This window comes from Amycolatopsis sp. VC5-11, from assembly GCF_037034185.1.
Taxonomy (GTDB): Bacteria; Actinomycetota; Actinomycetes; order Mycobacteriales; family Pseudonocardiaceae; genus Amycolatopsis; species Amycolatopsis nivea.
The window spans coordinates 244,760-262,721 of the sequence record NZ_JBAGKF010000009.1; the positions used below are offsets into that span (position 1 = coordinate 244,760).

At 69.0% G+C, this 17,962-nt stretch carries 15 protein-coding genes; 7 read left to right on the top strand and 8 right to left on the bottom strand.

What is annotated here, in order from left to right:
* Nucleotides 1-93 precede the first annotated feature (93 nt).
* Nucleotides 94-4,038 carry a type VII secretion protein EccCa gene (gene eccCa / locus WA670_RS26625; RefSeq protein ID WP_336159209.1) on the top strand — a complete coding sequence of 1,315 codons (3,945 nt, stop codon included), beginning with the start codon at nt 94-96 and terminating at the stop codon, nt 4,036-4,038.
* Between the two features lie 6 nt (nt 4,039-4,044).
* Here the strand turns inward: eccCa and WA670_RS26630 are convergent, their stop codons facing one another.
* The 6 genes from WA670_RS26630 to WA670_RS26655 form a co-directional block, all read right to left on the bottom strand.
* Nucleotides 4,045-4,497 (bottom strand): hypothetical protein, encoded by a 453-nt coding sequence (locus WA670_RS26630; RefSeq protein ID WP_336159210.1) that lies wholly within the window; start codon nt 4,495-4,497, stop codon nt 4,045-4,047.
* An 11-nt stretch (nt 4,498-4,508) separates the two neighbouring features.
* A complete protein-coding gene (locus WA670_RS26635) occupies nt 4,509-4,862 on the bottom strand; it encodes a DUF6086 family protein (RefSeq protein WP_051728689.1) in 354 nt (117 codons plus the stop codon).
* A 12-nt stretch (nt 4,863-4,874) separates the two neighbouring features.
* Nucleotides 4,875-5,240, bottom strand: a complete 366-nt coding sequence (locus tag WA670_RS26640; RefSeq protein ID WP_037809587.1) for a hypothetical protein — start codon at nt 5,238-5,240, stop codon at nt 4,875-4,877.
* On the bottom strand, nt 5,230-5,604 hold the full coding sequence (locus tag WA670_RS26645; RefSeq protein ID WP_037809586.1) for a hypothetical protein: 375 nt from the start codon (nt 5,602-5,604) through the stop codon (nt 5,230-5,232). Before WA670_RS26645 ends, WA670_RS26640 begins: the two co-directional genes overlap by 11 nt.
* 102 nt (nt 5,605-5,706) lie before the next feature.
* Nucleotides 5,707-6,498 carry a colicin immunity domain-containing protein gene (locus WA670_RS26650; protein WP_051728688.1) on the bottom strand — a complete coding sequence of 264 codons (792 nt, stop codon included), beginning with the start codon at nt 6,496-6,498 and terminating at the stop codon, nt 5,707-5,709.
* Nucleotides 6,498-10,448, bottom strand: coding sequence for a polymorphic toxin-type HINT domain-containing protein (locus WA670_RS26655; RefSeq protein ID WP_336159211.1), 3,951 nt, complete (start codon nt 10,446-10,448; stop codon nt 6,498-6,500). Before WA670_RS26655 ends, WA670_RS26650 begins: the two co-directional genes overlap by 1 nt.
* Before the next feature lie 376 nt (nt 10,449-10,824).
* On the opposite strand from WA670_RS26655, the gene WA670_RS26660 reads away from it, so the two are divergent.
* From WA670_RS26660 to WA670_RS26675, 4 genes are all read left to right on the top strand, one after another.
* Entirely contained in the window at nt 10,825-11,307 is a 483-nt protein-coding gene (locus WA670_RS26660; protein ID WP_051728686.1) for a hypothetical protein, read from the top strand.
* 79 nt (nt 11,308-11,386) lie between these two features.
* Nucleotides 11,387-12,943, top strand: a complete 1,557-nt coding sequence (locus tag WA670_RS26665) for a tachylectin-related carbohydrate-binding protein (protein WP_134733508.1) — start codon at nt 11,387-11,389, stop codon at nt 12,941-12,943.
* 176 nt (nt 12,944-13,119) lie between these two features.
* Complete coding sequence (locus tag WA670_RS26670; protein WP_134733510.1) at nt 13,120-13,797, top strand: hypothetical protein; 678 nt, start codon at nt 13,120-13,122, stop codon at nt 13,795-13,797.
* 63 nt (nt 13,798-13,860) lie between these two features.
* Complete coding sequence (locus tag WA670_RS26675; RefSeq protein WP_037809585.1) at nt 13,861-14,565, top strand: S1 family peptidase; 705 nt, start codon at nt 13,861-13,863, stop codon at nt 14,563-14,565.
* 55 nt (nt 14,566-14,620) lie between these two features.
* On the opposite strand, the gene WA670_RS26680 is transcribed toward WA670_RS26675, so the two are convergent.
* Both WA670_RS26680 and WA670_RS26685 read right to left on the bottom strand, forming a co-directional pair.
* Nucleotides 14,621-16,063, bottom strand: coding sequence for a class I adenylate-forming enzyme family protein (locus WA670_RS26680; RefSeq protein ID WP_336159212.1), 1,443 nt, complete (start codon nt 16,061-16,063; stop codon nt 14,621-14,623).
* Between the two features lie 49 nt (nt 16,064-16,112).
* The gene (locus tag WA670_RS26685) at nt 16,113-17,087 is read right to left on the bottom strand and encodes a hypothetical protein (protein WP_336159213.1); all 975 of its coding nucleotides are present in this window, start codon (nt 17,085-17,087) and stop codon (nt 16,113-16,115) included.
* Between the two features lie 214 nt (nt 17,088-17,301).
* Between WA670_RS26685 and WA670_RS26690 the strand changes: the two genes are divergently transcribed.
* Together WA670_RS26690 and WA670_RS26695 are read left to right on the top strand one after the other, a co-directional pair.
* Nucleotides 17,302-17,643 carry a WXG100 family type VII secretion target gene (locus WA670_RS26690; protein ID WP_078870305.1) on the top strand — a complete coding sequence of 114 codons (342 nt, stop codon included), beginning with the start codon at nt 17,302-17,304 and terminating at the stop codon, nt 17,641-17,643.
* 16 nt (nt 17,644-17,659) lie between these two features.
* Nucleotides 17,660-17,959, top strand: a complete 300-nt coding sequence (locus WA670_RS26695) for a hypothetical protein (RefSeq protein WP_037809581.1) — start codon at nt 17,660-17,662, stop codon at nt 17,957-17,959.
* Nucleotides 17,960-17,962 lie beyond the last annotated feature (3 nt).

The window sequence follows — 17,962 nt, forward strand, 5'->3', positions numbered from 1 at the left end:
GGCGTCAGCGCAGAGCGTAAGTTCGCGCCGCCGGGCGAGCGGACGGCAAAAGTACCCACCGCGACCGGACAGCGGACGGCCAAAATACGGGGCATGAGTGCCCCCCGCGACCGCCTCGGCCTGCTCGGCGAGCAGCCTGGGGAGATCATGCTGCAGTCCCCGCCGATGCTGCCCAAGAGCGGCTCCGGCGGCGTGATGCAGCTCATGATGTTCCTGCCGATGATGCTCGGGATGGGCGCGATGTCGTTCGTCTACATCGGACGCGACGGCGGGGTGATGACCTGGATCTTCGGCGCGCTGTTCGTCACCGCGATGGGCGGCATGATCGTGATGTCGCTCGGCCGCGGCGGCATGGCGAAGAAGGCGCAGATCAACGAGGAGCGCCGCGACTACCAGCGGTATCTCGCGGGCCTGCGCACGCGCGTGCGCGCGGTCGCCGACTCCCAGCGCGCCACGCTGATCGCGCAGCAGCCGGATCCGGCCGACCTGTGGGCGTACGTCGAAACCGACCAGCACTGGGACCGCCGCCGCGGCGACCGTTCGTTCGCGATGGTGCGCGCAGCCACCGGCCCGCAGCCGCTCGCGACGCCGTTGCGCGCGCCGCAGATCGCGCCGCTGGAAGAGCTGGATCCCGTTTCGTCCACCAACCTCAAGCACTTCATCCAGACCTTCTCGACCGTCGAGGGCCTGCCAGTTTCGATCTCGCTGCGCTCCTACGCGGCCGCGACGCTGTCCGGGCGCCGGTTCGAGGTGCTCGGGATGACCCGCGCGGTGCTGGCGCAGCTGGTGACTTTCCATTCCCCGACCGATCTGCGCGTCGCGTTCTGCGTTGCTCCGGACCGTTCGCACGACTGGGAATGGGCGAAGTGGCTGCCGCACGCCACCGCGCCGGTGCTGTCCGACGCGACCGGCCCGCGGCGATTGTTCGCCGACAGCGCCGCGGAACTCGCGAAGCTGCTCGGCCCTGATCTCGGCGACCGCCCAGCGTTCTCGCGCCGTGGTGCCGCCGCCGACCTGCCGCACATCGTGCTCGTCGTCGACGGCGGCGACTCCCACGGCGAACCGCGGCTGCTCGCCGAGGACGGCCGACTGGGCGTCACGGTGCTGGAGATCGGCGGCGACCAGCCGCGGGCGACGTCGACCGATCGGCTGCTGAGCCTGCACGTCGCACCGGATCAGCTCGGCATGGTGGTGCTCGACGGCACCGAAGCGCGGCTCGGGTTCCTCGGCATGCCGGACCGGCTCGACCACGGCGCGGCCGAAGCGCTGGCCCGGATGCTGACGCCGCTGCACCAAGGCGGCGCGGTGGTCAGCGAACAGCCGATGTCCTCGACGTTCGGGCTCGCCGGGCTGCTCGGCATCGGCGACCCGCGCGACACCGACCCGACCGTCACCTGGGCTCCGCGCCCCGCGCGCGACCGGCTGCGGATCCCGCTGGGCGTCAACCCCGACGGTCGCCCGGTCGACCTGGACCTCAAGGAATCCGCCGAAGGCGGCATGGGCCCGCACGGGCTGGTGATCGGCGCGACCGGGTCCGGCAAGAGCGAACTGCTGCGCACGCTGGTCACCGCGCTGGCCGTCACGCATTCTTCGGAGAAGCTGAACCTCGCGCTGATCGACTTCAAGGGCGGCGCGACGTTCGCGGGCATGACCAACCTGCCGCACACCTGCGCGGTGATCACGAACCTGTCCGACGACCTCGCGCTCGTCGACCGCATGGCGGACGCGCTGAACGGCGAACTGCTGCGACGTCAGGAACTTCTGCACGCGGCCGGGAATTACGCGTCGGTGCGCGATTACGAGAAGGCGCGCGCGGACGGTACGCCGCTGCAACCGTTGCCGTCGCTGCTGGTGATCATCGACGAGTTCTCCGAGCTGCTTTCGTCACGGCCGGAGTTCATCGACCTGTTCGTCGCGATCGGACGACTCGGCCGTTCCCTCGGAATCCACCTGCTGCTCGCTTCTCAACGACTGGAGGAAGGCCGCCTTCGCGGGCTCGACTCGCACCTGTCGTACCGGATCGGCCTGCGCACGTTCTCCGCCGCGGAAAGCCGTGCGGTGCTGGGTGTCGCGGATGCCTACCAACTGCCGCCGGTACCGGGATCGGCTTACCTGAAGTCCGACAACGACACCCTGATCCGGCTCAAAGCCGCTTACGTCTCCGGCGAACTCCCGCCGCGCAGCCGGATCGTGCGCTCGGACGGACAACAACTCGGCGTGCTGCCCTTCACCCTGGGCCCGGTTGAGGTCCCGGTCGCCGAACAACCCGCCGCCGAGGCGCCGGAGAAAGGCACCGGCGAGACCATCATCGGCGCGATGCTGTCCCGTTTGGAGGGACGCGGCCCGGCCGCGCACCAGATCTGGCTGCCGCCGCTGGCCGAACCGCCCACTTTGGACCAGCTGCTGCCGCCCATCGGCGAGGACCCGCGCCGCGGTCTGTGCCCGCTCGGCTGGGGCGGCAACGGCAAGCTGACCATTCCCGTCGCGTTGGTGGACAAGCCTTTCGAACAGCGCCGCGACATGCTGTGGGCGGATTTCTCCGGCGCCGCGGGCAACGCGGTCATCGTCGGCGCACCGCAAAGCGGCAAGTCGACATTGATGAAGGACATCGCGGCGATGCTCGCGCTCACCCACACCCCCGCCGAGGTGCAGTTCTTCATCCTGGACATGGGCGGCGGCGCACTGGCCCCGATCGCCGGCCTCCCGCACGTCTCGGGTTACGCCACCCGCCGCGACCCGCAACGCTGCCGCCGGGTCGTCGCGGAACTGGTCACTTTGCTGGAACAGCGAGAAGAATTCTTCGCCGCGCACGGCATCGAGTCGATGGCCGCCTTCCGCAGCCGCCGCGGCGAGTTCACCGAAAGCAACGACGACCGCGAGTTCGGCGACGTCTTCCTGTTCGTGGACAACTGGACCACCATCCGGTCCGAATACGAACGCCTGGAAGAACAAATCACCGCGCTCGCCCAACGGGGTCTCGGTTTCGGTATCCACGTCCTGGTCTCGCTCAACCAGTGGATCGGCGCCCGTGCGCAGCTGCGTGACGCCATCAGCACCCGCTTCGAACTGCGCCTGGGCGACCCGGCGGATTCGTCGATCGACCGCAAGATCGCACAAAACGTCCCCGCCGACCGCCCCGGCCGCGGCCTGACCGCGGACAAACTGCACTTCCTCGCGGCCCTCCCGCGCATCGACTCCGACCAACGCCCGGAAACCGTCGGCGCCGGCGGCCTGGACCTGGTCCGCCGAGTCTCCGCGGCTTGGACTGGCCCCCGCGCCCCTCAAGTTCGCCTCCTCCCGCCGGAAGTCCCGCTGGACTCGCTTCCCGCCGCCCCGTCCGGCCGGATCACGTTGGGATTGGCGGAATCCACCCTGCGCCCCGTCCACCTGGACTTCCGGACGGACCCGCACTTCCTGGCCTTCGGCGACGTCGAATCGGGCAAGAGCTCGCTGCTGCGCGCGCTCGTCACCGGCATCTGCCAGGCGAACACCCCCGACGAGGCATTGATCCTGGTCGGCGACTACCGCCGCGGCCTGCTAGGCGTGGTAGACCGACCGCACCTGCTCGGATATGCCGGCGCCGAGAACACGTTGACCGACCTGGTGAACCAATGCGCGACCGCGATGCGCAACCGCCTCCCCGGCCCGGACGTCACGCCCGACCAGCTGCGCAACCGCTCGTGGTGGCGCGGCCCAGACCTGTACGTAGTCATCGACGACTACGAACTCGTCGCCACCGCGGGCCGGAACCCAGTGCTGCCCTTGCTGGAATTCCTGCCGCAAGCGCGGGACATCGGCCTACACCTCATCCTGGCCCGCTCCTCCGGCGGTGCCGGACGGGGACTGTACGAGGCGGTAATCCAGCGGGTGCGGGAACTGGGCTCACCAGGCCTGGTCATGTCCGGCGGCAAGGAAGAGGGCGCATTGCTGGGCGATGTGAAGCCTTCGCCGCAGCCCGCGGGCCGGGGAACGCTGGTGTCGCGTCGGCACGGTACGGAACTGGTGCAGGTGGCGTGGACCAAGCCGGTGGAGGACTGAACGGGCTCAGTCGAGGTAGACCTCTCGGCTCGACAGATGGCTCGAGTAGGAAACGTCCCATTCCGCGGGCACTTCCCGCCGAACCCGCCGGGCGAGTTCCCAGCCGCGCTCGTCGAAGCTGCGCTCGGCTTCCGCCGAGGGGAACGCGGAGGAAGCCGGGTCGTCGTGGTTCATCGTGGCTTCCCATTCGTCCTGCCAGGCGGACAGGTCGCGAGCCAGCTCCGCGCTCAGCCCCAGCTCCGGCGACGCGGGGTCGACGGGGGTGGTCACGTCGTGGGCGTACGGATCGAAGACCCACAGCGGGTCGGCGCTCCATTCCGCCATGACCTTGATCGACTGCCACGGGATGTCCGGCCGTTCCACGGGGAGCGACTTCCGGCGCGTGGGCCAGGAGAAGATGTCCGAGATCCGATGGAAATCCCAGAAACTGACGGGCCGCTCAGGCTCTGGCGTAGTCATTCCGGCCGCCATCAGCTCGGGATGTTCCGCATCAAGTCCCGGCTGCCAGCCACGTCCGGCGGCACGTCGTCGACCGGGATCCCGGACCGTTCCAGCAGTACCAGGCAGACCCCGAGAAACCCGCGCGCCAGTTCCCGGTACACGTGATGAGTCATGACTGAGCCGTCGAGCATCGTCCGGACGAACACGGCGAGCCGGGGCGGATCGACGTAGTAGTAGTCGGCGGCCATCGCGCTCAGCCCGGCGTCGCTGATGTTCAGGTCGAAGTTGTCCGCGAGCGTCACCGCCATGTTCACGAACAGCCGGCCGACCCGAAGCGACGGACTCCAAACGACCTCGTCGCCGACAGCGAAGATATAACTCATCCGACCCCACAGTCACAGTTCGTCGAGGTCCACCGCGAAGCCGGAGCCGTCGTCGTACGGAACCACGTCCCACAAAGACTTCGCCGCCCGCCACACCGCCGTTACCGTCGGCCATTCGTCGTCACCGATCACCGTGAGCGTCACCAGCGCGTCAGCCGCGCCGACCCGGCCCGACGGGTCGTCCGGTGCCGCCTCCGCGATCATCGCCGCGACCAACGGCGTGCCTGCCGAGAACTCGATCCGGCAGCCCGCCTCCGCGGACACCCAGCCTTCGCCGCTGCACCGATCCTCGACCGGCAGACCCGCTGTCAACGCATCGAACCCGACAGCAGCGTCGAGCCCGCCGGTCCGGCAGTACAGCTGGATCTCATACGCCATCGGTCACCAGCTCTCGCAATGCCGCCTGCACTTCAGCGAGCAACTCCGCGAACGCGTCCCCCGCGAACGAAGGCATCGCCGCCAACCGCCGCGTCGTCCACCCGAAGCGAGCACGGGCAACGTCGACGTCTCCGGACACGGCACCAGAAGCGACTGGAGTGCCAGCCACCAGCACATATCCCGCGCCGCTGGCGAGAACGGAACCGGACAAGCCTGGGCTGACGAACAGCACCGAGGCAACGCCGGTCAGCACGGAGTCCACGGGCAACCGCTCAGTCGCCGTCCCAGGTTCGAGACCACAGCGCAGCACCTCCCTCGCGTCGACGAACCGCACCCCGTGCGCAAAACCGGTCCAGGACCGCACTGTCCACTCCGGACGGAGCAGCGATCGGAGCTAGGGACTTCTCGTCCACCGCAAGCATTGGTCGGCAAAGCGCCCTCGGCAGCCGCCCGTTCGCGGCTACGGTCAAGACGGATGGTCCGCCGCCGCCAGTTGCCGCAGCGCCTCGCGCACCCCAGCGGCCAATTCCTCGTCCGTCGTGTCGCCCGGGTCCCGCAGCGCCGGATCGATCGGATAGTCCTCCAGCAGGTAAAAGACCTCGTGCAAGACCCTTGCGAACGGCGTTCGCACCCGTTCCCTTCGTTCGTTGGCCAACCGCCAAGCAGTGCTCCAGGACCGGGCGAACTCCGGCCCGGACAGCTCACCTCGGGCGAACGATTCCATCACCGCCAGCTCCCGCGCTACGAAGGAATCAGCAGGCACTTCGCTCCGCCTGGCCCACGCGCGCACCTCCGGCGGGTACTCCGCCGCGACGGCGGGCAGGCCGGGATACTGCCCAGCCCACCGCTGAGCCTCCTCCTCGAACGAATCCCGGGCATAGTCGACGCCGGCGAGCGCGACGCCGGCGATGAACGCCCGGGTGCCCGCCACAAGCACGTATCCCTCGCCGCCGGCGAGAAGCGCCCCGGACAGGTCCGGCACGACGAACAGCACAGGCAGCTTCTCCGGCACCAAATCGGAGTCCACCGCCAGCCGCTCCGAAACCGCGCCCGGTTCGAGACCGCAGCGCAGCACCTCGTCCGCGCCGACCGACCGCGCCCCCGCGCGCAGCCGGTCGAGGACCGCTTCGTCCGCTCCGGACGGAGCGATCACCGGAACAACCGATTTTTCGTCCGCGGCGAGCCATTCGGCGGCGAAGCTGCGCGGTCCGGCGAGAACAGTCTCAACGGGCCGCAGCAGCGGATCGGGATCCAGCATCACAAATGCCCTCTTTCGACGGCCGCCATCTGGTCCGTTTCGAGGATCCAGGCCGACCAGAACTTCCCGTCTTCGTGCAACATCACCATTTTACCCGTTGCCGGGTCGATGAACCCGATTGCCGTTCCCTGGTTCCGGTAGTTGAACTTGTAGACCTTCGTTCCGGGCGCCGCCATGTGGGCCCGCATCGCTGCCTCGAACTCGGCCAGCTTGGCATTGTTCCGGTTGCCTTCCACACCGAAAACGCCCGCGTGGGTGTCGTACTTCTTCGACATCGACTTCTGGTCGGTGAAGTTCGATTTGCTGATCCACGCGTCCTTGTCGCCGGTCAGGCAGTTGTGGACGAGCAACTGGCCTTCGGTGATGTAGTAGTTGTGGTCTCCTTCGACCTCGAAGTTGTAGACCGTCGTGTCCGCGTCGGCGTCCGTGATCGCCGAGATCGGCTCGGCCTCTCCCCGCTGGCTCAGCAGCCGGTCGCCCGGATGCAGGTCGCCTGCCTCGACCCAGCCCTTGTCGATCACCCAGAACGGGTGCTGCGGCGTGACCCGGATCGTCGCCACCGGGGTGGTGACCGTGCGCAGATGATCGGCATGCTTGTTGAACAGGCCGACTACCGACCGCGTTTCCGTCCGGCCGGTCGCCAGGTCGTGCGCCCACACAGTGTCGCCGACGGCGATGCGTTCGATCGGCTTGCTTCCCGACGGCGTCGACACCAGAGTCCCGGCTGGGAAACAGTTGCACGGCGGCTTGATCTTCGCCTCGCCGCGTGCCCGGTTGATGATGTCCCGGCCCCGGTCGATGATCTTGCGCGCCGCAGCGCCTTCCTCGAAGAACTTCCAGATCCCGGACCCGATGCGCCACAGCGCCTTGCCGACATCGAAAGCCTTGAGGAACGCGGTACCGAGCGACGCGATGTCGACCACGCCCATCAGGCAGTGCACGAAATTCGGGTCGCTGATGCAGGACTTGATTCCACCGGCGAAGAGATCGACGAGGATCTGCCCGCCGTTCTCGATGATCCAGTCGATGACGCTCTTCTTCGAGGTCTCCTGTGCCTTGCGGTACTCGTCAAGCGCCGCCTGGCCGCCGCTGGCGAGAAGTGCTTGCTCGTCTGTCGGAGTGAGTTCGGTTCCGCCGTTCTCCGGCGCGTCGTCGCGGTGGTGTTCCTCGTCCTCTTCTCGTTGTTTCGCCGCGGCGATCCGACCTGCTTCCGAAGCGGCGCGGGCCGCGAGTTCGGCGTCTTTGCCCGCCTGGATCGCTGCTCGGCGAGCGTCCTCGGCATACCGCTGAGCCGCCGACGCGAACGCACTCGCGCGCGTGGCCGAAACTCGTGCCTGTGACGCGGACTTAGCCGCCGAACGCGCGGACTGTTGCGCCTGCTCGGCAGCATTGTGTGCCTGCTTCGCAGAGTTCGCTGCCTCGTCCGCGGACTTCTGAGCGTCGTCGGCGGACTGCTTGGCCTGATCCGCGTATACCTTGGCCTGGTCAGCCTCACGACGAGCGTTGGCGGCCGCCCTCGCCGCCTCATCCGCGGCGTTCGCCGCGCGAGCTGCGGCTTCCGCGGCGTTCGCCGCGTTGGCCCGGGCAGTAGCCGCGATGCTCGCCGCCTCTGCCACATACCGCCGAACATCCGCGGCGTGGACTGCCGTGTCGATGTCCCGCTGCTGGGCCTTGAACTGCCCGTCCGTCAGAAAGGCGCGCAGGAACGATGCCAGACCAGCCAGCGCAGCTGCCGCGCCGGCCTGTACTTCCGGTCCGCCGTTGGTCAGCAGGCGCGTGACCTCGATGCGATCGTCGTGCTCGGCCGCCACGTACTGGCCGGACCGCAGAAACTCGGCGACATCGGCCGGAGTTCCGTTGAGCGCGCGGTTCGCCGCTTCCTTAGTGGCCGGACCACCGCTGTTGAGGATCTTCTGCGTCGCGATCCGGTCGTCGTCAGCCTTGCCCGGATAGTCGCGCGTCGCCAGGAAAGGCGCGACATCCTCCGGAATGCCGAAGCGCGCGTTGTTGGCCGCGTCCACGAACCGCCGGTTGTCCGAGCTGTCCGCCAAGACGCCGATGCTCGCCCGGTTGTCCTCCAGTTCCGCGGCGGGCAGGTCTACGGCCAGGAATTGCCGCAGCCCAGCGTCGTCCCCGCCCAGCGCCGTCGCCGCGGCTGACTTCGTCCACGGGCCGCCCGTCTCCAGAAGCTGAACCGCTGCCTTCCGGATGTCCAGGATCACCGTGTCCGCAGGAGTTTCCGGCTTCACCGCCTCGTCCAGCAGTCGCTGGGTCTCCGCCGACCGCTTGGCCGCTTCGCCCGCCTTCCACTCCGCCGACGACTTGCGGTCGTCCTCGACGCGCTTAGCTTCTTCGGCCTCCGCGACAGCCGCGTCCTTCTGCGCTTCCAACCGAGCCGCATCCGCGTCGCGGGACGTTTTCTCCAGCTGGGCTGCCTGGTTGGCCGTCGTCGTCGCGGTGTTCGCCGACACCTGTGCGGCATCGGCGTATTTCTTTGCCTCAGCGGCATCCTTCTTCGCTTCGTCGGCTGCTGCCGCCGCTCGGTCGGCCGCTGCTGCCGCCGCCTCCGCGTGTGCTGCCGCCGCGTTCGCCGCGTCTCGGGAGTCACGAGCCGCCGCGGCAGCCTGGCCCGCCAAGGCTTCCGAGCGGCTCGCCGCGCGGTTCGCCCGTGCCGCAGCGGCCTTGGCAGCCGCGGCCGCCTGCTCCGCCTGGCGCGCATCCGCCCCGGCTGATCTCGCGTAACCCGCCGCTTGGCTGGCCGCTGCCGCCGCCGCGTCCGCGTTGCCGCTCGCACTCCTGGCCGCACCCGACGCGGTACCCGACGCCTGCGCCGCTTGTCCGGCCGCATCTGCGGCAGCCGCTGCCGCACGGGCGCCAGCGGCGACATCCCGAGCTGCCTCGGCGGCCTTCCGAGCTTCTAGCGCATGCGCACCATCGGCCGCCGCATTCGAAGCCGCGTTGTAAGCCCGCGCGCAAGCCTGCTCAGCCAACGACGCCGCAGCGGCGGCCTGTGCAGCCGCGTTAGCCGCGACACGGGACGCACGGTTGGCCTCCGCAGCCGCACCGATCGCAGTCTTAGCCGCTTCAGCCGCACCACGCGCCGCCGAAGCAGCGCGCGCGGCCGCACCAGCCGCCTGTACCGAAGAATCCTTCGCCTTCTCTGTCTCGTCGCGCGCCTGTTCAGCAGCTTCCTTCGCGCGCTGCGCAGCCTGAATAGCCCGCTCCGCAGCCTCTTGCGCCTGCTTCGTCTGCGCCGCGGCCTGTTCGCCAGCAGCCCGGGCGAGATCGGCCAGGTGCGCGACACTCGCAGTCTCCTGATCCCGCTCCGCCGCGAGTGCGTAGCCGGTTTCCAGGAATGCCTGGACATCTTCGACAGTCCCGCTCAGCGCCCGGTTAGCTGCCTTCTTGACTTCCGGTCCACCGGTGGTCAGGAGCTGCGTGACCTTGATCCGGTCGTCGTCGTTCTGCGCTTGCTGGCGACCGGATTCGAGGAACTTGCGGACGTCCTCTTCAGTGCCGCTGAGCGCTTTCTGCCCGGCGACCTGCACCCAATGCCCGCCAGTGGAGATGTAGCGCGAAACCTGGGCGCGGTCGTCGTCGCGCCACGGGCCTTGCCACCCGGTCGCGAGGAACGTGTGCACGTCCGCCGCGGTGCCGCTCAAGGCCGCTTGCGCCGCGCGCCGCAGGCCTGGCCCGGCGACGGTCAGCAGCTGACTGGCCTTGATCCGATCGTCGTGTTCGGCGGCGACATCCTTGCCCTTGCCCAGAAATGTGCGGACCTCGTCGTCCGACCCGGTGAGCGCCGCGGCCGCGGCCTGCTTCGTGGCCGGACCGCCTGCCTGCCACAGCGCGACGACCTGTGCCCGTTCGCTCGGCCCGGTCGGTTCAGCGGCCCGTGCGGGCACCGTCACCGCTCCCGAAGCCACCGCCGCGACCAGCGTGGTCACCATCGCGGCCCGCGCTCTTCGCGCGGCCGATCTCCAGATTCGCACCCGCCCTGCCCCTCCCGTGCGTACGACGAAGTGATTGCCGGACGGGAACGAAAGGGCAGCGAAAAAGGAAAATAAATGCAGGCACCACGCCGCTCGAATCCCCCCGAGACCGGACGAAAATTAGCAGAACGCCGATACCTCCGGTAAGCGGCAATCGGGTGTCAGATACCTCGCACCGTTCAGCGGGACATCCGGCCGAATCCTCGTTGACCTTGCCCCGTGGAGATCGCTAAAGCCCTGTTCGTGTCCGCTCGGGGTCGGACGCACTTTCGTCGCTCTCATGCCGCAGTGCCGCGGGCTTTGTCACGTCCGCTTTCGACCTCAGGGGGAATCAATGCGCACGCGCCTGTTCGGGCTAGCCGCCGTCGCCGCCATAGCCTCGGGAAGCGCCTTCGCGCTGACGGGCACGGCACACGCGGACGACGCGCCGCCGCCGATCAACGAGGATTACTCGTATCCCGGCGCGGCGAAGATCTTCCAGGACCGGGCCATCAAGCTGATCAGCGGCGACGGGCACATCCTGCTCGCCAAGTGCGGCAGCGAGGCGAACATGGTCGAGGTGCACGCCTACAACTCGGCCGACCACGACCCCGACCCCGGCCACTACTGTTTCCGGGTCACCGGCCCCGCCGGCCGCCTCCGGATGGAGGTTCCGTTCGCCTACCAGGTCTGGGCGGGCAGCCACACCGCGCAGGCCACCGTCGCGGTCAGCGGCAAGAACAGCACTGTCCCACTGGTCAAGAACGGCTGGACCGGCATCGGCGAGGGCGCCGGAACAGACCCGGCCACGCTCCTGGAACTCACCACCTCTCCCTGACGATTCGGCCGTCGCTTTTCCCGCCGAATTCCGTTGCCGATCCACGGCACCGTCTAATCCATCCCGAGAGGGAAGTTCCGTGCGCCCAAAAAATGTCAGACCCGGCGCGGCACCCGCAATAGCCGCTGTCCTCGTCACTACTGCCCTCTGCACCGCCGCGCCCGCTTCCGCAGTTTCCGGCGGAACCGTCGTTCCGCTCGGCTCCAGCCCTTACCTCGCCTGGATCTCCACCGCGACCAAGGCCTGCTCCGGCGTCCTGGTCGATCCGTCGTGGATCCTCACCTCCGCTACCTGCCTCACCCCGGACGACCTCGGCAAACCCACTGAACCCGCGACCGTCTCGGTCGGCGACGTCGACGTCACCGCCGGCACCGGGAAGTCCGCCAAGGTCGCCAAGGTCGTCCGCCGGACCGATCGCGACGTCGTGCTCGCGAAGCTCGACGTTCCCGCGACCGGCGTCGCCGTCGCGACCGTGAGCACCGCGGCTCCGCAGACCGGGGAAACCTTGCAGCTGGCCGGTTTCGGCCGCACCGCGACCGAATGGATTCCGGCCCGGCCGCGGATCGCGCCGTTCTCCGTCGTCAGCAGCAGCGGCTCGACAGTCGCGGTGAAGTCCGCGGACGGGGTCGACACGTGCCTCGGCGACGCGGGCGGTCCGGCGTTCCGCACGGTCGGCCAGAACGTCGAAGTCGTTGCGCTGCACACTGCTTCGTGGCAGCACGGCTGTCTCGGCGTCACCGACACCCGCCAGGGCAGCTCCGAAACCCGCGTCGACGATCTCGGCGACTGGATCCGGCAAACCACCGTCCCGACGCCGGTCTCCTGCCCCGGCGGCGCGACCGTCTGGAGCGCCCGCACCGACGGCACGCTCTGGCGCTACAACCACCACGACCCCGCCGGTGCCAAACCCGACTGGACGGTGCCGACCGCCGACATCGGACAGGGCTGGAACGGCCGGACGATCGCGGGCAAGGGCGGCGTGGTGTGGGACATCCACCGCAACCACGGCGCGAGCGACCCGGTCGGCACCGGCACCATCAAACGCTTCGTGTACTCCCCGGCCACCGGCTGGAGCGGCGGCAAGGCGGCGGGCGGCGGCTGGGACCGCTACCTGACCCCGGCGTACGGCAACCGGATCACCGCCGACGAGCAGGGCCGGATCTTCGCGATCGACGACCAGGCCCAGCTGAAGGTCTACGTGTGGAACGACGCGGCGAACACCTGGGTCGCCAGCGGCGGAACCGTCGTCGACACCGGCTGGGGCGTGTTCGACTCGATCACCGCGGCGGGCGACGGCGTGCTGTACGCGCGCAAACCGAGCGGCGAACTGTTCCGGTTCAAGTACGACTTCGCGGCGGCCAAGTGGACCCAGCGGAACAAGCCGGTGGGCAACGGCTGGCAAATTTTCAGCGAGATCTTCTCGCCGGGCGCCGACATCCTGTACGCCCGCGGCAGCTACGGCAAGAGCCCGTGGGGCAACGAAACGGTGCCAGTGCTGCGCTGGTACCGCTACTCCGACAACACCGACACGTGGGCCCCGGCCGGCCCGGACGGTGCCGGGGTCAGCGTGGGCACCGGATGGAACACCGAACTGCACGTGACCGCGGCTCCCGATTCCTGCAAACTCGCGGGCTGATCGCCAGGCACTGTTCGTGAGGGGAACCCTGCGGGAATCTGATTCCTGCAGGGTTCCCCTCACTGCGTTGCGAAAGCCCAAGCAAGGGGGCAGTTGCCCTCGATCGCGCGCGGCCCAGCGGCCAATCCTCGCCAGTTCTGCCAGCATATGCAGTCCCGCGAGCGAGGGGAGCCCTGATGCCAGGCCTGGTCGAATTGGCCTACACCACCGGCGGAGGCGTCGTCGGCGCCGCACTGACGAACTACCTCACCAAGATCCAAGACCGCCGCCAGCTTCGCGCCGAGGTCTATCGGCGGCTCGAAGCGGCCCGCGCGATCTCCGGCGGTGTGCGCGAAATCCGGATCGGTTTGCCCCCGAATACCTTGACCAGCCGGAAAAACCTCGCCGACGCGCTCGGGATCGTCGCCGTCCTCGAAGACGGAACAGACGCCCACCGCGCCCTCCGCGAAGCCCTCTCCGAACTGCTCACCGCCGTACTGGTCGCCGGAATCCCCCGCCGCGTAGCCGATTTCGCCGCCGGCGCGCACGAACGTGTCCTGGAAAGCGCGGTAGCGACCACCGTCGACCGTCAACTCGGCGGAATCGCCAACTCCGGTCAACTGGCCCAAGCCGCCCAGGCCTACCGGACGGAAACCACCGGCCTCCTGCTCGCCGTCCTCTGGCACCCGTGGCGAGCCCGGCTCCGCACCCGCGGCCGGATCCGCAAGCTTCGCGTCGCCGTGCACGCCCTGCACCGGACGCAGGAAGCCGCCGTCGCGGTGCTCACCCGTCCGGATCAAGCCGATGCCCTCCACCGGCGGCTGGACCCGGACGGCACGCTCCGCGAAACGTGGATCGAAGACCGACTTCCGTAGGTTACCGGATTTCCACTTGCCGCCTACGGTCGGGAAATCACCACCGAGGCGGAGGGATTTTCCATGCGTTACGCGAAAGCGGCGGCCGTGGTCGCCGGGGCTGCGATGGCGTTCGGGGTCGGGGCGGTCGTCCCGGCGAGTGCCGACACGCACATCATCGGCGGCGACACCGTGAAGTCGGCCCCGTGGGGCGCCCAGGTGTTCTGGGACGACGTCACCGACTACGGCGGCTTCGAATGCTCCGGCACAATCATCGCCTCGCAGTGGGTGCTCACCGCGCAGCACTGCCTGAACAAGGGCGGCATGCACGTCAAGGTCGGCGACGTCGCGCTGGGCCAGGGCACCGAAGCCGCGGTCGACGAGCAGAAGGCCTCGCCCAACGGCGACATCGCACTGCTGCACCTGAAGTCCGCTGTGGACACCACGTTCATGAAGCTGGCCGACAAGGACCCGGAAAACGGTGCCACCAACCAGATTTACGGCTGGGGCCGCACCAAGGACCAGAGCCCGCCCTCGGACACGCTCAAGACCGCGGACGTCCAGGTGACCGGCGAGAGCACGGACGCCTTCAACGGCAAGGCGATCGCGAGCAAGGGCGTCACCGGCTCCTCGTGGCACGGCGACTCCGGCGGCCCGCAGCTGGCCGACGGCGTCCAGGTCGGCGTCTGCTCCACCGGCGAGAACTCCGGCAGCGACGAACACGGCACCCAGAACTACGCCAGCGTCGCCAACAGCCGCGACTGGATCAAGCAGACCGCGGGCGTCTGATCCGCGCGTTCCGGCCTGCCGCCCCCGTGCGCGGCAGGCCGGAACCCCGCGGCGATCACCGGGCGAGGGCGCGCAGCGCGGCCTTGTCCGGTTTTCCCGACTCCGCGACCGGAACCTCGTCCAGCACCGTGAACGAAGCCGGAACCGCGGCCTCCCCCAATTCCGCGGCCACCGCCGCCCGCAATTCCTCCGGATCCGGAGTGCGCCCCGGCGCGGCGACGACGAACGCGTGCGCCGCTTCCCCGGTCCGTTCGTCCGGAACCGCGACGACATATGCCTGATCCACGGCGGAATGCGCGGCGAGCGCCCGCTCGATCGGACCGGTGTAATGGATCACCGCGTTCACGATCACCACATCCCGGGCGCGACCGGTCAAATACAGAAAACCGTTCTCGTCGAGCCGCCCGATGTCCTGCGTGCGGACCCAGCCGTCGGCCAGCACCGTCCCGCTCAGCGAAGGATCGTGCCAGTAGCCCGCGAAAGCCCTTGCGGTACGGGCGAAAACCTCCCCCGTCTCCCCAGCGGGAACCGCACGGCCCGAAGCATCCCGCACCTCCAGCGAAACCCCTTCGACCGGCAGTCCGACTGAAGCGATCGCCTCCGGATGCGCAGCCACGTCCGCTGTGTCCAGCACCGTCAATTTCCCGGTCTCGGTCTGCCCGTATCCTTGCCGCAACGCGGGTCCGATTCGCTTGAATCCCTCAGCCAGCAACCCGGGCTCGACCGGAGACCCGGCGACGGTCAGCATTCGCAGCCCGGAAAGATCGATTTCCTTCTCCCGCAGCACATCCAGCATCCGATACAGCCGGGGAACCGTCACCAGCGCCGCCGTGATGTCCAACCGCGGCAGAATCCAGGGAAAGTCCGGCAATCCCTCCGGAATCACCGCGGTACCGCCAGCGAGCAAACAAGCCTGCAAATGCAGCACCATCACCGCGCTGCTCAAAGTCCCGAACAGCAGGAACCGCCGGTAGTCCGCCGCCGAATCCCCGGCCCGCTGCTCGAGCCCGAACTCCCCCAACGCGTCGAACCGGTACGCGACCCCCTTGGGCACCCCCGTGCTCCCGCTGGTGAACACCACCCAGCCAACGTCCGACGGTTTCCCGCACGGCACCGGTTCCTCATACGCGGCAAGGAGTTCCGGCCCGATCGGAAGCGTCCGCACCCCCGCCAGCTCCGGCAGTTCGGCGTCGGTCACCACCGCGGCCACCCCGTCCAGCACCGCGTCGAGATGCGCCGCGGGCAACCCGGCCCGCACCCCCACCGCCCGGGCTCCCAGCGTCTGCACCGCGATCTGGGCGGCCCAGCCCTCCGGCGTCACCCCGGTCGCGAGCCCGACGCCGTCTCCCTGCCGGACCCCGGCCGCCCGCAGCCCGGCAGCGAACCGGCCGATCAGGTCGAGCACCTCGCCCCGGCGCACCCGCCGGTCCCCGTGCTCGAACGCGATCGCGTCCGGCGCGCGCCGCAGCGCGTCCAGCAGGTCTTGAGGAAATGCCATCACACCGTCCTCCCGTCGGGCCAACCCGCCAAGGCGTACCGGAGAGATCTCAGAATCCCCTCAGCGCATGCCGCTCATCGGGAACACCCGCGCGAGACCGGACCGACAGCAAGCCACCGAGCGCCACCACCGCGACCAACCCAAAAGCCGCAGCCAGCGTCCAAAAGTCCGGCCGCACAATCGACTGACCGCGCATCGCCTGCCACGCCGTAATCGCGATGACCCCCGCGTACCCGACCGCCCCAGTCCACACCAGCCGACGCCGCACCAGCTCGTGCGACAACACCGGGTACCGCCGGGACAACGCGACCAGCGCCAAAGCGAGCAGCGGCAACGCCTGAATCGCGTGGATCCCGACGAAATGCGGGATCCGCAGATCCCCGCCGACCGTGCTCCAGCCCAGCAGCGGCAGCCCCGGCCCGCCGTCCTCGAGACCGATCGTGTGCCCGCCGATCATCGCCGGTTTCCCGCCGCCGTCCAGCACCCGCTGCTGCGCCGGGCTGGCGGAGAACATCAGGAGCGCCAACCCCATTCCGCCCGCCGCGAGCGCGGTTCCCCACCGCAGCGCGGACGTCAGCGCGCGGTCCGGCAGCTTCTGGAACAGCAGCAGCACGACCACCGCCGCGGTCGCGCCCCACGCGGTGAACGCGCCGGTCGCCAGGATGTTGCCGATCGTGACGTCGGCCGGCGTCGCGTGGTTGAAGTGCAGCGGCCGGTCCTGGAACAGCACCTGCCACACCAGCAGCGCCATGTCCGTGCCCATGCCGACCGCGAACGCCGTGCCCATCCACCAGCCGGCCCGGCGGCCGCGCTTCACCAGCGAAAGCAGCCACGCCAGCGTCGGCGCGTACAACGCCACCGAAACCGCGAATTTGAACGGTTTCGCCCACAGCGGCGCGTTGACGAGCGTGCGATCATCCAGGAGCAGCCCGAACCCGCACGCGACCAGCAGCACCGCCATCGCCCCGGCCAGCACGCCGAGCGGGCGGTGCAGCCGGAACAGCCGTGATCCCCAGGAAGTCATGGGGGTCAGCCTGGCCGCGCGCGGGGCCGCGAGCACTGGCGTCGTCCCCCGTCTTGCCGGTAGGGAGCGCCCCACCTGTGGGTAATAGTGCCGTCAAAGCGACCGGCAGTTGTGCCGTTTGACCACACCCGCTCTTTTTCTAGCGTGACATTCACACCGCGCGGCCCGCCGCGCACCGGGATTTTCCACGAGAGGGAAGGAGGTGGCCCGTCAGATGTCCAGTCCGGGATTCCAGGCAGATTCCGCTGCCATGACGCGCGCCGTCCAGGGCTTCGAGGAAACCGCTTCGAACGCTAAGACGACCATGGCCAGCTTGGAGTCCGAGCTGACCGAGACGCTGCGGAACTACAAGGGCGACCAGGCGGTCGCCTTCTGGGACCTGCAGCGCAGGCTTCAGGAGAAGATGGGCGCCGCCGTCCGGGAGCTCGACACCATGTCGCAGCTCGTGCACACCAGCCACGCGAACTACAACTCGGGCGACTCCGACGTGCACCAGAGCTTCCAGAGCGTCAGCCACACCGTCGAGGGCAACGTGATCCCTCGCCTCAACCCCTGAGAGAGGACAAGACACCATGGCTGACGTCGTAGAAATCAGCTTCGGGGCCCTGCAGCACAGCTCCGCGTCGCTCGCCGCCAAGGCGAAGGCGCTGACCTCCCAGCTGGAGCAGCTGCACCAGAACCTGCAGCCGATCACCCAGACCTGGTACGCCTCGGGCAGCTCCGCCGGTGAAGCCGCGCGCGCGTCCGAGACCCGGCTCCGCCAGGCGACCGCCGACATCGTCGCGATCATCGCGCAGTTCGGCACCAAGGTCGGCGACGCCCACGATCTCCAGCACCAGCTGGAGAACCGCAACCAGGGCCTGTTCGCCTGATCC

Excerpts from the sequence above, each read along its gene's own strand:
- WA670_RS26660 (WP_051728686.1), top strand. The coding sequence starts at position 10,825 with ATGCGCACGCGCCTGTTCGGGCTAGCCGCCGTCGCCGCCATAGCCTCG.
- WA670_RS26670 (WP_134733510.1), top strand. The coding sequence starts at position 13,120 with ATGCCAGGCCTGGTCGAATTGGCCTACACCACCGGCGGAGGCGTCGTC.
- WA670_RS26690 (WP_078870305.1), top strand. The coding sequence starts at position 17,302 with ATGTCCAGTCCGGGATTCCAGGCAGATTCCGCTGCCATGACGCGCGCC.
- WA670_RS26630 (WP_336159210.1), bottom strand. The coding sequence starts at position 4,497 with ATGACTACGCCAGAGCCTGAGCGGCCCGTCAGTTTCTGGGATTTCCAT.
- WA670_RS26635 (WP_051728689.1), bottom strand. The coding sequence starts at position 4,862 with ATGAGTTATATCTTCGCTGTCGGCGACGAGGTCGTTTGGAGTCCGTCG.
- WA670_RS26655 (WP_336159211.1), bottom strand. The coding sequence starts at position 10,448 with ATGGTGACCACGCTGGTCGCGGCGGTGGCTTCGGGAGCGGTGACGGTG.
- WA670_RS26680 (WP_336159212.1), bottom strand. The coding sequence starts at position 16,063 with ATGGCATTTCCTCAAGACCTGCTGGACGCGCTGCGGCGCGCGCCGGAC.
- WA670_RS26695 (WP_037809581.1), top strand. The coding sequence starts at position 17,660 with ATGGCTGACGTCGTAGAAATCAGCTTCGGGGCCCTGCAGCACAGCTCC.
- eccCa (WP_336159209.1), top strand. The coding sequence starts at position 94 with ATGAGTGCCCCCCGCGACCGCCTCGGCCTGCTCGGCGAGCAGCCTGGG.
- WA670_RS26685 (WP_336159213.1), bottom strand. The coding sequence starts at position 17,087 with ATGACTTCCTGGGGATCACGGCTGTTCCGGCTGCACCGCCCGCTCGGC.
- WA670_RS26650 (WP_051728688.1), bottom strand. The coding sequence starts at position 6,498 with ATGCTGGATCCCGATCCGCTGCTGCGGCCCGTTGAGACTGTTCTCGCC.
- WA670_RS26675 (WP_037809585.1), top strand. The coding sequence starts at position 13,861 with ATGCGTTACGCGAAAGCGGCGGCCGTGGTCGCCGGGGCTGCGATGGCG.
- WA670_RS26640 (WP_037809587.1), bottom strand. The coding sequence starts at position 5,240 with ATGGCGTATGAGATCCAGCTGTACTGCCGGACCGGCGGGCTCGACGCT.